This window comes from Porphyrobacter sp. AAP60 (genome assembly GCF_001296025.1).
Taxonomy (GTDB): domain Bacteria; phylum Pseudomonadota; class Alphaproteobacteria; order Sphingomonadales; family Sphingomonadaceae; genus Erythrobacter.
In genome coordinates this window covers 566778-580969 of sequence record NZ_LJHV01000002.1, presented here as the reverse complement: position 1 = coordinate 580969, position 14192 = coordinate 566778, and the positions used below count along the sequence as shown (strand labels likewise).

At 60.3% G+C, this 14192-nt stretch carries 13 protein-coding genes; 5 read left to right on the top strand and 8 right to left on the bottom strand.

The annotated features are described in order from the left end of the window. The first annotated feature begins 2 nt into the window (after nucleotides 1-2). The 5 genes from IP79_RS03335 (at nucleotide 3) to hflX (ending at nucleotide 7246) form a co-directional block, all read left to right on the top strand. Nucleotides 3-1439: a sigma-54-dependent transcriptional regulator gene (locus IP79_RS03335; protein ID WP_054117795.1), complete on the top strand. Its 1437-nt coding sequence runs from the start codon at nucleotides 3-5 to the stop codon at nucleotides 1437-1439. 92 nt (nucleotides 1440-1531) lie between these two features. Further along, nucleotides 1532-3757: a sensor histidine kinase gene (locus tag IP79_RS03330; RefSeq protein WP_156318053.1), complete on the top strand. Its 2226-nt coding sequence runs from the start codon at nucleotides 1532-1534 to the stop codon at nucleotides 3755-3757. Nucleotides 3758-3802: 45 nt separating this feature from the next. After that, nucleotides 3803-5185 (top strand): sigma-54-dependent transcriptional regulator, encoded by a 1383-nt coding sequence (locus tag IP79_RS03325; protein ID WP_054117793.1) that lies wholly within the window; start codon nucleotides 3803-3805, stop codon nucleotides 5183-5185. A 157-nt stretch (nucleotides 5186-5342) separates the two neighbouring features. Beyond that, on the top strand, nucleotides 5343-5924 hold the full coding sequence (hfq, locus tag IP79_RS03320; protein WP_054117792.1) for an RNA chaperone Hfq: 582 nt from the start codon (nucleotides 5343-5345) through the stop codon (nucleotides 5922-5924). Between the two features lie 50 nt (nucleotides 5925-5974). Continuing rightward, the gene (hflX, locus tag IP79_RS03315) at nucleotides 5975-7246 is read left to right on the top strand and encodes a GTPase HflX (protein WP_233994059.1); all 1272 of its coding nucleotides are present in this window, start codon (nucleotides 5975-5977) and stop codon (nucleotides 7244-7246) included. Between the two features lie 11 nt (nucleotides 7247-7257). On the opposite strand, the gene mazG is transcribed toward hflX, so the two are convergent. From mazG to IP79_RS03275, 8 genes are read right to left on the bottom strand one after another with little or no spacing between them, the layout of a single operon-like run. Beyond that, nucleotides 7258-8025 carry a nucleoside triphosphate pyrophosphohydrolase gene (gene mazG, locus IP79_RS03310; RefSeq protein WP_054117790.1) on the bottom strand — a complete coding sequence of 256 codons (768 nt, stop codon included), beginning with the start codon at nucleotides 8023-8025 and terminating at the stop codon, nucleotides 7258-7260. Between the two features lie 38 nt (nucleotides 8026-8063). Then, a complete protein-coding gene (locus IP79_RS03305; RefSeq protein WP_054117789.1) occupies nucleotides 8064-8261 on the bottom strand; it encodes a hypothetical protein in 198 nt (65 codons plus the stop codon). Continuing rightward, nucleotides 8258-9040 (bottom strand): MBL fold metallo-hydrolase, encoded by a 783-nt coding sequence (locus IP79_RS03300; RefSeq protein ID WP_054117788.1) that lies wholly within the window; start codon nucleotides 9038-9040, stop codon nucleotides 8258-8260. The genes IP79_RS03305 and IP79_RS03300 overlap by 4 nt, the downstream gene beginning before the upstream one ends. Further along, the gene (locus IP79_RS03295; RefSeq protein ID WP_054117787.1) at nucleotides 9037-9813 is read right to left on the bottom strand and encodes a TatD family hydrolase; all 777 of its coding nucleotides are present in this window, start codon (nucleotides 9811-9813) and stop codon (nucleotides 9037-9039) included. Before IP79_RS03295 ends, IP79_RS03300 begins: the two co-directional genes overlap by 4 nt. Then, nucleotides 9813-11393: a methionine--tRNA ligase gene (gene metG / locus IP79_RS03290; RefSeq protein WP_054117786.1), complete on the bottom strand. Its 1581-nt coding sequence runs from the start codon at nucleotides 11391-11393 to the stop codon at nucleotides 9813-9815. The genes IP79_RS03295 and metG overlap by 1 nt, the downstream gene beginning before the upstream one ends. Continuing rightward, on the bottom strand, nucleotides 11386-12342 hold the full coding sequence (locus IP79_RS03285; protein ID WP_054117785.1) for a hypothetical protein: 957 nt from the start codon (nucleotides 12340-12342) through the stop codon (nucleotides 11386-11388). Before IP79_RS03285 ends, metG begins: the two co-directional genes overlap by 8 nt. Continuing rightward, complete coding sequence (gene tmk, locus IP79_RS03280; protein WP_054117784.1) at nucleotides 12339-12986, bottom strand: dTMP kinase; 648 nt, start codon at nucleotides 12984-12986, stop codon at nucleotides 12339-12341. The genes IP79_RS03285 and tmk overlap by 4 nt, the downstream gene beginning before the upstream one ends. Then, on the bottom strand, nucleotides 12983-14161 hold the full coding sequence (locus tag IP79_RS03275; RefSeq protein WP_233994058.1) for a D-alanyl-D-alanine carboxypeptidase family protein: 1179 nt from the start codon (nucleotides 14159-14161) through the stop codon (nucleotides 12983-12985). Before IP79_RS03275 ends, tmk begins: the two co-directional genes overlap by 4 nt. Nucleotides 14162-14192 lie beyond the last annotated feature (31 nt).

The window sequence follows — 14192 nt, the reverse complement described above, 5'->3', positions numbered from 1 at the left end:
TCATGGCCGCAATCGACCCCGTTCTTCTGGTTGAAGATGATGCTGCAATTGCCACGGTGATCATAGCCGCGCTGGAAGACGAAGGCTTTGCCATCGCACACTGCACCAGCATCGCAGCGCGCGACAAGTTGCTGGGCGGGCGGCGATTTTCGGTCATGCTGACAGACGTGATCCTTGAAGATGGCGATGGCCTTGCCAGCCTTGCGGCGGTGCGTGACCAAGCTGCGGACATGCCGGTGATCGTGCTGTCAGCACAGAACACGCTCGACACGGCTGTCCGCGCGAGCGAGAGCGACGCCTTCGAATATTTCCCCAAACCCTTTGACCTTGATGAACTGGTGCACGCCGTGCGGCAGGCCGTTGGATCGCGCGCACCATCGGCAGCCGATGCCGTAGATGCGCTGCCCGGCGAGGGTGAACGAATGCCGCTGGTGGGGCGCAGCCCGGCGATGCAGGGCGTCTACCGCATGATTACGCGCGTGCTGCGCAATGATCTTACCGTCTTGATCACCGGTGAGAGTGGCACAGGCAAGGAACTGGTGGCCGAGGCCATCCATCAGCTTGGTAATCGGCGCACAGGGCCTTTCGTTGCGGTCAATACCGCCGCAATCCCCGCAGATCTGATCGAAAGCGAGCTGTTCGGCCACGAAAAGGGCGCGTTTACCGGCGCTATCGCGCAAGCCATCGGCAAGTTTGAACAGGCCAATGGCGGCACGCTGTTCCTTGACGAGATCGGCGACATGCCCGCCGAGGCACAGACCCGGCTGCTGCGCGCGCTGCAATCCGGGCGCATCCGGCGTGTGGGCGGGCGGCAGGAAATCGCAGTCAATGTCCGCATCATTGCTGCCACCAACCGAGACCTGACACCGATGATCGCGGCAGGCACGTTCCGTGAGGATCTGTTCTACCGGCTGAATGTCGTGCCGATCGAGCTGCCCCCGTTGCGCGAACGGCGCGAGGATATTGCCGCACTTTCCCAGCATTTCCTCCTACTTGCTGCAGAAGACGGCTTGCCGCGCCGTCAACTGACCCCTGAGGCATTGGCCCAACTTGAAGCGCGGGCCTGGCGTGGAAACGTGCGTGAATTGCGCAATGTGGTGTACCGCCTCGCCCTGATGGCGCGTGAGGAACGGATCGACGCTGACAATGTGATCGACATCATCGGCCCTGAAATCCAGACGGCCAACCTTGTTGCCGAACAAGGGCAGGGGGGGTTCGGCGCTGCCTTGGCAAACTGGCTTGCGCTGGAAACTCCCCCATCGGGCGCGATCTATCACCGGGCGCTGGCTGCTTTTGAAAAGCCGTTGATCGAATATGCGCTGGGCCGCACCGGCGGCAATCAGTTGCGGGCCGCCCAACTGCTTGGCATTAACAGGAATACCCTTCGCAAGCGGATCGGAGAACTGGGTCTCGAACCCGACCGGTTCTCGCCGCAGTAGCGGTTTGGCAAAGGGATTGTCGCCTCGCCGAAAACACAGTCTGTCGGAATAGGCTTGCATTTTTGCCACACCATTGTTGTATGCAGGCAACGATGGATAGCCCCGCGACCAGCGCCTCAAGCCTGAGCATACGGCAGCCACCGCGCTGGTGGCGTCGCTTCGCGATTGCAGCGCGCCGGGCTAACATTTTCCTGTGGCTCGAAATTCTGGCAGTCATCGCGCTGGTGGCTGCGATTGTTGCGACTTATTACTCTTTCAATCGCTCCACAGCGTCGGACGATTTGCTGCCCACAATGCAGGTTTCGGTCCTGTTGATGGCAACTTTGGTGCCGGCGATGGCGTTGCTGGTGTTGATTGGCCGCCGCCTCGCGCTGCGGCGTGCTGCTGGGAGCACGGCGCGGCTGCATGTCAGGCTGGTGTTCTTCTTTTCAATGGTCGCCGCGCTGCCGACCCTGCTGGTAGCGGGGTTTGCCGCTTTCCTGTTCCAGACCGGTGTCGACTTCTGGTTTTCCGATGACTCCCGCGGGTTGATGGAAAATGCCAATGCGCTGGCGCAGAGTTATTATGACGCCAACCAGCGCAACGTCGAACAAAACAGTGTTATCATGGCGACCGACATGCGCGAAATTCTGGCGCGGGTGCCGATCACCGATCCCGATTTCCCCGACTTCTACCTCTATCAGGCGCAGGGGCGCGAGATCTCCGAAAGTGCGATCCTGCAACGGGTGGCGGATGGCTCGTTCCGAACGGCATTCGCCTTCAACTTGCCGCAGAACTCGGGCCATCTCCAGTTCACTCGCGCGGCGGTAGAGAAGCTGGATCAGGGTGAATTGGTCGTGGTCGTCGGCAGTCCCGAGAGGATCGAAGCGCTGGTGCCGATTGATCCGGAAAGCGGTGTCTATCTCTACAATGCGCGCACCACGGAAGAGACGATGTTCAATTCATGGTCGCGTGCGCAGTCGATTGTCGGTGCCTATGACCGTCTTACGGGGAGCGCACGGACGTTGCAGCTGCGCTTCAATCTGGCGCTGGTCGGTGTCAGTTTGCTGCTCGTAGGGTTGGCAATCTGGTTTGCGTTGCGCTTTGCTGATCGTCAGGTTCAGCCGCTCACCAATCTGGTGGGCGCGGCGCGCAAGGTGGGGCAGGGCAATTTCGCGCTGCGGCTTGAGGGGCGGACCGGCGCGGACGAGATCGGAATGCTCAACCGGGCCTTCAACCGCATGACCGCGCAGCTGGAAAAGCAGACGCAGGCGCTTGTGAGCGCCAACCGCCAGATCGATGACCGCCGCGCCTTTACCGAAGCCGTGCTGGAATCTGTCACCGCCGGGGTGATTTCGGTCGATGACAATTCGCGGGTGACGCTGATGAACTCGTCGGCGCAGGTTCTGCTTGCATCCGAAGGTGGGGCGAGCATGATCGGCCATTCGCTCGAAACGCTGGCCCCCGAATTGTGTCACATGATCGCTGACGGTAAAGAGCGCGCGATCATCACCCATGCCAAGGGCACCGAACTGCTGACGCTTGCCGTCAAGGTGGCGCCCGGAACCAGCGGGCACGTGATCACCTTTGAGGACATCACCCGCCAGCTGCTCGACCAGCGGCAAGCGGCGTGGTCCGATGTTGCGCGCCGGATTGCGCATGAGATCAAGAACCCGCTCACCCCGATCCAGTTGGCTACCGAGCGCCTGAAGCGGCGTTATCGCACGCAGGTTGGCGATGAAGATCGCGATCTATTTGACGAACTCACCAGCACGATCGTCCGCCAGGTTGGTGATCTTCGCAAGATGGTCGATGAATTCTCGTCCTTCGCACGTCTGCCAAAGCCGGTGTTCCGTGACGAGGACGCGCTGGATCTCGTCCGGCAGGCAGTGTTCCTGCAGGAAGTGGCCCATTCCGGCATTGCCTTCAGCGTTGCATCGTCCGAGCTGATCGATCGCGAAATTCGCTGCGACCGCCACCAATTCGGCCAGGCGATGACCAACGTACTCAAGAATGCTGTGGAAGCGGTGGAGGCGCGGGCGGGGGAAGCCTTGGGGCAGTACGAAGGCGAAATTGCGGTGGCGATGCGCGATGCAGGGGACGCAGTTGTCGTGACAATCGAAGACAACGGGATCGGCTTACCGTCTGACCGTGAACGCCTGACCGAACCTTACGTCACCACCCGCGAGAAAGGCACCGGCCTTGGCCTCGCGATCGTCAACAAGATCGTCGACGAACACGGCGGCGACATGAGTTTTGCCAGCACGCCCAGCGGCGGCGCCCGCGTAACACTTCGTTTTGCCCGCAACCCGCAACCCCCCGAAGGCGTAGCGCTGTGATTTGTGCTGCCCCCCTGAATCCCTCAAATCCGAAGGACTGTGCCCATGGCGCTTGAAATCCTCATCGTCGATGATGAACGCGACATTCGCGAGCTTGTCGCCGGGGTGCTCGGCGATGAAGGCTATGCCTGCCGTACCGCCGCAGATAGCACCGCTGCGCTCGCAGCGATCGATGAACGACGGCCCAGCCTTGTCCTGCTCGACGTGTGGCTGCACGGCAGCCAGATGGATGGGCTCGAACTGCTTGACGCGATCAAGCTGCGCGAGCCGAACTTGCCTGTGATCATCTTCTCCGGACACGGCAATATCGACACGGCGGTTGCAGCTGTCGGCCGCGGAGCAATGGACTTCATCGAAAAGCCGTTCGAGGCCGAGCGGCTGCTGCTGCTGGTCGAACGCGCGACCGAGACCGAGCGGCTGCGGCGCGAGAATTCCCGCTTGCGCGAAGGCAGCTGGGGCAGCGCGGAATTCACCGGCAATTCGCCCTCGATCAACAGTGTGCGGGCGACGTTGAAACGCGTCGCCAGCACCGGCAGCCGGGTGCTGATTTCGGGCCCGCCCGGCGCAGGCAAGGAAGTCGCCGCGCGGCTGCTCCACGCTTGGAGCGCGCGTTCCGATGGTGCCTTCGTATTGGTGAACTCGGCCCGGATCACTCCTGAACGCTTCGAACAGGAACTGTTTGGCGAGGAAGCCGGCGGCAAGCAGGTGCGGCCCGGCCTGCTCGAAATGGCCGATGGCGGCACGCTTTATCTCGACGAGATTGCCGACATGCCGCTCTCCACCCAGGCACGGATCCTGCGGGTATTGACCGATCAGAGCTTTGTGCGGGTCGGCGGCACACGGCAGATTGGCGTGGACGTGCGGGTGGTTTCTTCCACGACCCGCGATCTCACCGTCGAAATGGAAGAAAAGCGCTTCCGCGAAGATCTGTTTTACCGGCTCAACGTGGTGCCAGTGGCGATCCCGTCGCTGGCGCAGCGCCGCGAGGATGTCCCGGCTCTGGCCGAACATTTTTTCACACGCTATTCCAACGATCAGGGTCTCGCACCGCCGGACATTTCGGCCGAGGCTATGGCGGCGCTGCAAGCCTATGATTGGCCCGGCAATGTCCGCCAATTGCGCAACGTAGTCGAGCGCACCATCATCATGACGCCGCGCGAAAAGCTCAGCACGGTTGAACCGGACATGCTGCCGCCGGAGATCATCGGCGGGCAGATCGGAATGGCCGGTGACAGCCTGTCAGCGATCATGGGCGTGCCGCTGCGCGAGGCGCGGGAAAGTTTCGAGCGGGAATATCTTACGATCCAGATTCGCCGCTTTTCCGGAAATATCTCCAAAACCGCGAGTTTCATCGGCATGGAGCGTTCGGCCTTGCACCGTAAGCTCAAGCTGCTGGGCATGGCAGATCGCCGTGAGGATGACGATTGAAGCTTCGACAGGCGGCTGTACTCCCCTGAAATCAAGCCTTGTCGCCGCGCATTACAGGCGGCATGATGCTGGCAGGATTGTTTCCGCGCCCCGATGCGTTTTCAGTCCTTTATTTGCGGACCGCAAAGGCGGCCGCCAAAAACAAGGAGCCACAGTCATGTCCAGTGGACGAACTCTCTCTCCCCGTCCCGTTGCGCCAGCCAGTGCTGTAACAGAACCGCGCGGAACCAGTGGGGGCGCTGCTTCCACACGAGCCGGCAACTTGCAGGATGCATTCCTCAACCTGCTGCGCAAGAACAAGATTCCGGTCACCATGTTTCTAGTCAAAGGCGTAAAGCTTCAAGGCATTGTCACATGGTTCGACAATTTTTCCATCCTTCTGCGCCGTGACGGGCAATCGCAGCTGGTGTACAAGCATGCGATCAGCACGATCATGCCGGGGCAGGCGCTGGATCCGGCGCAGTTCGGCAGTCAGGCTGGCGGCAAGAAGCAAAAACTGTTGCAGGATATTTTCCTGAGCCGCGTGGCCGAGGCCCATGTTCAGGTCACTATGTTTCTTGTGAATGGTGTGATGCTGCAGGGTCGTATCGCTGCCTATGACCTGTTCTGCATGCTGCTGGAACGCGACGGGGCAGTCCAACTGGCCTACAAGCATGCGGTTTCCACCATTCAGCCCGCAGGGCCTGTCGATCTCAGCGTCGATGATGAAGACAGCGATGACGACGGGATAGACGACTGAGCTTTGATAGCGATCTTCAGGACGAAGTAACCCGCGGTGCGCGGGCGCTGGTGCTGTGCCCGGATATTCGTGCGTTGCGCTATGATCTCGACGCCGCCGAGCGGCTTGCGGAGGCCGAAGGGCTTGCGCTTGCGATTGGTGTCGTCATCGGGCATTCCGCGATCCTGCCGGTCCGCAAGATGCAGCCTAACACTCTGTTCGGTTCTGGCCAGGTGCAGAATATTGCGGTCTGGTGCGAGCAATACGAGGCGGAGCTTGTCATCGTGGATGGCGCGCTGACGCCGATCCAGCAGCGCAACCTTGAAGACAAGCTCAAGCGCAAGGTCATCGACCGGACCGGCCTGATCCTTGAAATCTTCGGGGAGCGCGCCGCGACTGCCGAAGGTCGCTTGCAGGTCGAATTGGCGCATCTCGATTACCAGCAGAGCCGCCTTGTGCGCAGTTGGACTCACCTGGAACGTCAGCGCGGTGGGTTCGGCTTTCTTGGCGGGCCGGGCGAAACCCAGATCGAGGCCGACCGGCGAATGATCCGGCAGCGGATGAGCCGGCTACGGCGCGAGCTTGATCAAGTCCGAAAGACCCGCACACTTCACCGTGAGCGGCGGGGCAGGGCGCCTTGGCCAGTGGTTGCCTTGGTTGGTTATACCAACGCGGGGAAGTCCACGCTTTTCAATCGCCTGACCGGGGCTGAGGTGATGGCTGAAGACCTGCTGTTTGCTACGCTTGATCCAACCATGCGCGCGATCGGGCTGCCGGGGGTCGAAAAGGTGATCCTTTCAGATACGGTGGGCTTTATCTCCGATCTGCCGACGCAGCTGGTTGCTGCGTTTCGCGCCACTTTGGAAGAAGTGACCGCTGCTGATGTCATCTGCCATGTTCGCGATATGGCCAATCCCAGCCATGCTGCGCAGAAAAAGCAAGTGATCGATGTGCTTGGCGATCTGGGTGTGGTCGATGCCGAAACCGGCACCAGTGCGATCCCGATCCTTGAAGTTTGGAACAAGTGTGACCTGCTGGATGCTGAATCACTTGATGAACTGCGGGAGCTGGCCGCGGGACAGGGCACCATTGCTCTTTCAGCGGTGACAGGTGAGGGCGTTGATGCGCTCGAAGCGGAATTGGCGCGGATGCTCACCGGCACTGCGCGCGAGGCTACGTTTATCCTGCCAGTGCAGGATGGACGACGGATTGCCTGGCTGCATGCCCATGGCGAGGTCTTGGCAGACGAAGACGGCGGCGAGGGTGAGGACGGCCCGGTGCGTCGCTTGACGGTGCGGCTAAACCCCAAGGAATTGGGACAATTCTCGAGCATTTCGTTCTAGAATTCAGGGCTCTATTCGGTCTTCTTGACTGCTTGCCACAGACCTTCTTGTTCATCGAGTGACAGGTTAGGAAAATCACCGCCGCTCAATTCTTCCATCGCCCGGAACCGGCGTTCAAATTTCTTGTTGGCTGCGCGCAATGCTTCTTCGGCGCTGATGCCATGGGCGCGAACAAAGTTGACGGCGGCGAACAGCAGATCGCCGGCTTCCTCAAACCTGGCGTCATCGGATGGGGCTGATTTAAGTTCATCAATTTCCTCGGCAATCTTGGCTTCAGACCCTGTAGGATCAGGCCAATCGAAGCCTGTGCGCGCGGCGCGTTTCTGAAGTTTTTGTGCCCGCATCAAGGCTGGAAGGGCGGTAGCCACGCCGTCGAGAGCGCTGGTTACACCTTTGGCCGATCGCTCATCTGCCTTCAGGTCTTCCCAGCGCGTATCGTCCATCGTTCCTTTCGCATCGCCGAAGATGTGTGGATGTCGCGCTTGCATCTTGTCGCCGATGGCGTTGGCAACATCGGCAAACGCAAAGTGGGCGGCTTCTTCAGCCATGCGCGCATGAAAGACAACCTGAAGCAGCAGGTCGCCGAGTTCATCCTTGAGGTCGCTCATGTCGCCGCGCTCTATGGCGTCGGCAACCTCGTAAGCTTCCTCGATCGTGTAGGGTGCAATGGTCGCAAAGTTTTGTGCAAGGTCCCAGTCACAGCCGGTTCTAGGATCGCGCAGCCGTGCCATGATAGAGAGCAGGCGCTCGATTGGGTGCTCGCTAGGGCTGTCGTTCATCCCGATCCTCAAGATGGATAATATATATTATGTTAAATCTAAACCAGTGTGGCGGCGCTGCCTTGGGCAATGAAGAACCACTCGACCGCAAGAAAAATCCCGCCGAAAATCGCTATCCAGAGCAACGCCATCTTGATCATCTGACCCCAACCAAGGCGGAACGATGCAAGAGCGCTCGCCGCGAGGATCAACCATGCAGCGCTGCTGACAATCGGGAGCAACAGATCGGGGTTCATGCCTTCATCTCCAGCCCGTCATATCCCACCGTCACGAACTCCGGCACTTCGCTGCAAAGCGTCTGGTAATCCATGCTTTTGTCCAGATGGCTTAGCACAACACGGCCTGCCTTGCAGCGTTCACCAAACTCGATTGCCATGCCGAGATGAGCGTGCGTCGGATGGGGATCGCGGCGAAGGCAATCGCTCACCAAGATATCGACCTTGTAAAACAGATCGATCATTTCATCCGAAATTGCACTGAAATCAGTGGCGTAACCGATAGACTTCCCATCGGCTTCAAATCGGAAGGCTGTTGTTTCACCCGGACCGTGCGCCATCTGGCACCAGTCCACACCAAAACCGGCGATCATCCTCAGCCGGTCAAGCGTGTCGATTGTGCAGATCGTCGGGTAGCCTTCCTGTCCGGCAAACACATACCCGAAACGCTGCCGCAGGCGTCGGACCGTTTCCGTTTCGCCAAAGCCTGGAATTGGCCCGGCCCGGCCATATCGAAGCACCCGCAAATCGTCGATGCCATGACAGTGATCGGCGTGGTCATGTGTCCAGAAAACTGCGTCGATGCTTCCCACCCGATTGGCAAGGAGCTGCGCCCGGCAATCCGATGAGGTATCAACGAGCAACCTTTTGCCTTCGTCGCTTTCGACCAAGATGGAGACCCGCGTCCGGCGGTTCCGGGGTTCGTCGGGGTCGCATTCACCCCAATCGCCCGCGCCATCCGGCCCGCCCAGCCGCGGCACCCCGGTAGAGGTGCCAGAGCCGAGCATCACCAGTTTCACGGTTGTGCCTTACGGAAAAGATTGAAGAAATTGGCGGATGTCTGCGCCTTCAGTTGTTCAACGTCGGTTCCGCGCAATCCGGCAATGTAGGCTGCGGTGTCGGCGACGTAAGCCGGCTCGCATACTTTGCCACGATGCGGCACCGGCGCAAGAAACGGACTGTCGGTTTCCACCAACAGCCTGTCTTCAGGCACAGTCTTGGCAACGTCTTGCAAGGCCTTGGCATTCTTGAAGGTTACGATGCCGGATAGCGAGATCGTGAGACCCAGTTCAAGTACCTTTTCGCCAAACTCAGCCGAAGCGGTGAAGCAGTGGATCAGAGCGGGAAAGGCCCCCTTCCCCATTTCATCTGCAAGGATCGCGAAGGTATCATCTTCGGCATCACGGGTATGGATGATGAGCGGCAACTGCGTTTCGCGAGCGACATCAATATGCATACGAAACAGGCGCTTCTGCGTGTCTCTGTCCGAATGGTCGTAGAAATAGTCCAGACCCGTCTCTCCGATCGCAATCACGCGCGGATGGTGGGTTGCCGCGCGCAATATCTCGCGGCCGAGATCCTTGTGTGCATCCGCTTCGTGCGGGTGAATGCCAACGCTGGCGAATACGTCTGGCTCGCGCTCCGCCGTTGCGATCACCTGATCCCATTCGCTCTGGCGGGTAGAGATATTGAGAAATGCCCTGACCCCGGCTTCCCGCGCGCGCGAAAGCACGCCGGCCTGATCATCGACCAAGCCTTTATATTCAAGGTGGCAGTGGCTATCGACCAGCATCAGTCCGCACCATCATCCTTTGCAGGGAGTTCCAGCCTCGGGAATAGCGGCATCGGCGGAGAAACAGCAAACCCACTGGTGACAAGGCGGTTGAACCAGTCGGTGTCGGCAAGCGCCGCAAAGCTGCGATCGCCTTCCGGGATGCCAAGCTGATCGAGCAGCGCGGCTGCCTTTTGCGGCACCACGGGCTGGATCGCAATGGCCAGATCACGCAAGGCGATGAACAGGGTTTGCAGCACTGCCTTCATCCGATCCGGATCGGTCTTTTTCAGGCCCCAAGGAGCTTGATCGTCGACATACTGGTTACAAGCATAGACCGCGCGAAGCCACGCCTCGATCCCGGTCGAAAATGACAAGTCGTTGAATGCGCGCGGGAGTTCCGTTCCGCAAGCAATCGTAACGGTTTGCAGCAATGCCACGTCAGCATCGGCTCGCTCGAACGCTTCGAGCTTTCCGTCCATGTTCTTCACGATCATCGATAAAGTGCGCTGCGCAAGATTGCCGAAGCTGTTTGCGAGTTCGGCATTGGCGCGCAAAACAATCGCTTCGGGCGAATAGCTGCCATCCTGCCCGAAGGCGACTTCGCGCATCAGGAAGTAGCGCAAGGCGTCCACGCCGAACACCTCGGCCAAAGCCAAAGGATCGGTTACATTGCCGAGAGATTTCGATTCCTTTTGGCCGCGGTTGAGCAGAAAGCCGTGGCCAAACACTTTTCTGGGCGCGGGCAAGCCTGCGCTTTGAAGGAAAGCCGGCCAGTAGATCGAATGAAACCGCACAATGTCCTTGCCGATCAGGTGGAGGCTGGCAGGCCAGAACGCATCCATTCCATCCGGTTTGTAATCGGGATACCCAAGGCCGGTGAGATAATTTGTGAGCGCATCGACCCACACGTACATCACATGGTTATCGCTGCCCGGCACCTTCACGCCCCAATCGAAGCTGGTGCGACTGACCGAGAGATCGCGCAGTCCCTGTTCGACAAAGGCAATCATTTCGTTCCGGCGACTTGCTGGCTCGAGGAAGCTGGGTTGCTTAAGGAGACCAAGCAGATAGTCCTGATATCTGGAAAGGCGGAAGAACCAGCTTTCCTCAACCGTCCATTCGACCGGGGTGCCTTGGGGAGACAGTTTTTCTGCCCCCTCGCCTTCGGTCAGCTCGCTCTCGTCATAATAGGCCTCGTCGCGGACTGAATACCAACCTTCGTAGCGATCGAGATAGAGATCACCCGAAGCCTCCATCGCCTGCCAGATTGCCTGACTGGCCCGGTGGTGATCGGGCTCGGACGTGCGGATGAACCGATCATAGGAGATGTTCAGGGCATCGCACATGGCCTTGAAATAACCAGACATCTGGTCAGCAAGCTCTGCCGGGCTGCGCCCTTGCTCCTCGGCCTTGCGGGCCATTTTCAGGCCATGCTCGTCCGTGCCGGTCTGGAACCGGACCTTGCGACCTTGCAGTCGCTGGAAGCGTGCAATCACATCCGCGGCAATAGCCTCATAGGCGTGGCCGATATGCGGCCGCCCGTTCGGATAGCTGATGGCGGTGGTAATGTAGAAGGGGTGCAGGTCGAGGTCAGCCATGGGCCGGTTCGCTAGCGGGCGCAGCGGCGACAAGCAAGCTGCCGATCTCGAAGGGCAAGAGTCCTGGATCGAAATTGGCCGTGGGCGCTTCTGCCGCAAGGTTCACCAGGGCGGTATGGGTTTCAACCAACTGCGTCCGGTGTTGCGGGTCTCTGGCAAGGCGCGCCGCCCTCGCGACCAGACCTTGCGCCAGATCGAGTACGGCCTGAACCCGCTCGCGGTCGGCCCTTCCGCCGATCAGGCGCGCAAGCTCGCCGCGCCGCGCATTGCCCTTTTCCTCGCCCGCAATCAGCGCGGCAATGATGTTCGCAATCGGCGCGAGATCTTGTGCGCTGAACCGCAAGGCTGCGCCGAAAGACCCTTCCGCGGCCGCAATCGCATCGGGGTCAGACCGAACGCCGGCCTGTTCAAGCATCGCGGCAAGCTGGCTGTCGTTCAACACGGGGAAACGCAGGGTCCGGCAGCGCGAACGGATGGTGGGGAGCAAGCGTGCCGGACGATGGCTGACAAGCAGGAAAAATGTGCCTGCCGGCGGTTCTTCTAGACTTTTGAGCAGCGCGTTGGCAGATGCTTTTTCAAGATCATCAGCGGGGTCGATTATAATTGCACGGCGGCTGCCCAATGTAGGGCGAGTGATCAGGCGCTTCTGCATCGCGCGGATCTGTTTGATGCGGATTGACCGGGCAAGATCGAACGGCTTGCCTTCGGCCTGCGCCTTTTCGCCCTTGTCGTCCTTGGGACCATAGGTCAGCACGATAATATCGGGGTGATCACCGGTCGGTTGTGGCACGCCGGGTTCGGCGACCAATTCCCTTGCGGCGGCCATGGCAAAGTCGCGCTTGCCAAGGCCTGCCTTGCCTGCAAGCAGCCAGCCGTGATGCATCCGCTCTCCGCCAAGTGCATCGCGCCATTGCCGCCAAGGATCGGTGTGGTTGGGCCAGACTGTCATGGATTACCCGCAGGCAATAGCGGTGCCAAAGCCTTCATGATTGCAGCATGCACATCATGCGGGTCACCAATCGCATCGATGCGAGCAAAATTATGAGGTTCGCTTACCGCCAGAGCGCGAAAGGCTGCCGCTACGGCCCGATGATATGAGGCCGGACGTCCGCCGATTGCATCGCTGGTATTCCCGTCTCGCGCAGCAAGACGGGCAGCGAGGCTCGCCTCGTCACCCTCCAGCAGAACCACCAGGTCGGGACGCATACCGGAACTGCCAAACTCGTGAAGCCCAAGGATGGCCGAGTCGCCAATCGCGCCTGCTCCGCCCTGATAGGCCCGACTAGAATCAACAAAGCGGTCGCAGATGACCCAATCGCCGCGGGCCAAGGCCGGGCGGATCAGGTGCGCAACATGATCGGCACGCGCAGCGGCAAACAGCAGAGCTTCGGATTCCGCAGTCCAGGCATTGCCCGGCGGCGACAGCAGCAGATCCCGGATCGCCTCCGCACCGGGGGTGCCTCCGGGCTCGCGTGTTGTCACAACAGAGAGGCCGCGCTTCCGCAAGGCATCAGCCAGCATCCGGGCCTGCGTCGATTTGCCTGCCCCCTCCCCGCCTTCAAATGCGATAAAAACCCCGCGCCCGCTGTTCATGAAAACAACCCGGCGATGGAATTGATGATCCGATCGAGTGGCCCGGCAGCGCCGATTTCCTCGTTTGTGAAGAGCGGGATCGTGGCAGGCGCCATGCCGGGTGCGGTGACTTCCAGAACGGCCACTTGTTCGCCCTGTGCAAGTGGTGCGCGCAATGGCCCATCATAATGGATTGTCGCGCGCAGTGGACCGTCACTGCCACGCAGCAGATTGACGCTAACCGCGCCGCGTGCGACCAGTGGAACCCGCAAGGCGCTGCCATCCTGCACCCGCGCCGTTCCGATCACTGTGCCGGGATCGAACAGTCGCTGCCGTTCAAACGCGGTGAAACCCCACTCGACATAAGAGCGCGCCAAGCGGCCACGCAGGCGGCCATTCTCGACACCGGCCAGCACCAGGGCGAGGCGCTGGCCATTGCGCTGCGCGGTGCCGAGATAGGAAAAGCCGGATTCGTTGGTGAAGCCGGTCTTGATACCGTCCGCGCCAGCAACCTGCCCGATCATGGGATCGTGGTTGATCTGGGTAATGCCTTTGTAATCGAAGCCGGTGCGCCCGATGTAGTATCCGAACTTGTCGGGATGCCGGGCCAGCATTGCCCGCGCTAGTGTAACCAGATCCTGAGCGGTGGTGAAAGTGCGCCCTTCGTCAGGCCAGCCGTTGGGCGTGCCGAAGTGGCTGCCGGCCATGCCCAGCCTGCGGGCAGTGGCGTTCATTTCCGCTGTCCATGCAGCAACGGATCCGGCTTGCCCCTCGGCCAGCACGGCCGCGCCATCATTGGCCGAGACATTGGCGATGCCAAGCAGCAGGTCATCCACCCGCACCTGTTCGCCCGCGTCCAGAAACATGGTAGACCCTTTGCGACGCCATTCGCGTGCGATGAGAGGGCTCATTGCCATGATCTGTGCCGGATCGAGCTTGCCAGCCTCGATCAGCTCGAACGCAAGGTAAAGCGTCATCACCTTGGTGACCGATGCCGGCATGAAGCGCCGGTCAGGGTTGCGGGCGTGTAGAACCTGTCCATTGCTCAGATCGACCAGCAACGCCACCGGAGCCTCTGCGGCTGCCGGCACCGCGGGCCTTGGTGGAGCTTTGACCGGCATTGCTGCCTGCGTTGGCATAGCCATCGCGCACAGGAACAGGGCAAACAGGGGAAAGCGTTTTTGCGTCATGGCCATTATGGCGAAGGCTATACTGGCGGGTCAGCCG

Excerpts from the sequence above, each read along its gene's own strand:
- IP79_RS03335 (WP_054117795.1), top strand. The coding sequence starts at position 3 with ATGGCCGCAATCGACCCCGTTCTTCTGGTTGAAGATGATGCTGCAATT.
- IP79_RS03330 (WP_156318053.1), top strand. The coding sequence starts at position 1,532 with ATGGATAGCCCCGCGACCAGCGCCTCAAGCCTGAGCATACGGCAGCCA.
- IP79_RS03325 (WP_054117793.1), top strand. The coding sequence starts at position 3,803 with ATGGCGCTTGAAATCCTCATCGTCGATGATGAACGCGACATTCGCGAG.
- hfq (WP_054117792.1), top strand. The coding sequence starts at position 5,343 with ATGTCCAGTGGACGAACTCTCTCTCCCCGTCCCGTTGCGCCAGCCAGT.
- mazG (WP_054117790.1), bottom strand. The coding sequence starts at position 8,025 with ATGAACGACAGCCCTAGCGAGCACCCAATCGAGCGCCTGCTCTCTATC.
- IP79_RS03305 (WP_054117789.1), bottom strand. The coding sequence starts at position 8,261 with ATGAACCCCGATCTGTTGCTCCCGATTGTCAGCAGCGCTGCATGGTTG.
- IP79_RS03295 (WP_054117787.1), bottom strand. The coding sequence starts at position 9,813 with ATGCTGGTCGATAGCCACTGCCACCTTGAATATAAAGGCTTGGTCGAT.
- metG (WP_054117786.1), bottom strand. The coding sequence starts at position 11,393 with ATGGCTGACCTCGACCTGCACCCCTTCTACATTACCACCGCCATCAGC.
- IP79_RS03285 (WP_054117785.1), bottom strand. The coding sequence starts at position 12,342 with ATGACAGTCTGGCCCAACCACACCGATCCTTGGCGGCAATGGCGCGAT.
- tmk (WP_054117784.1), bottom strand. The coding sequence starts at position 12,986 with ATGAACAGCGGGCGCGGGGTTTTTATCGCATTTGAAGGCGGGGAGGGG.
- IP79_RS03275 (WP_233994058.1), bottom strand. The coding sequence starts at position 14,161 with ATGGCCATGACGCAAAAACGCTTTCCCCTGTTTGCCCTGTTCCTGTGC.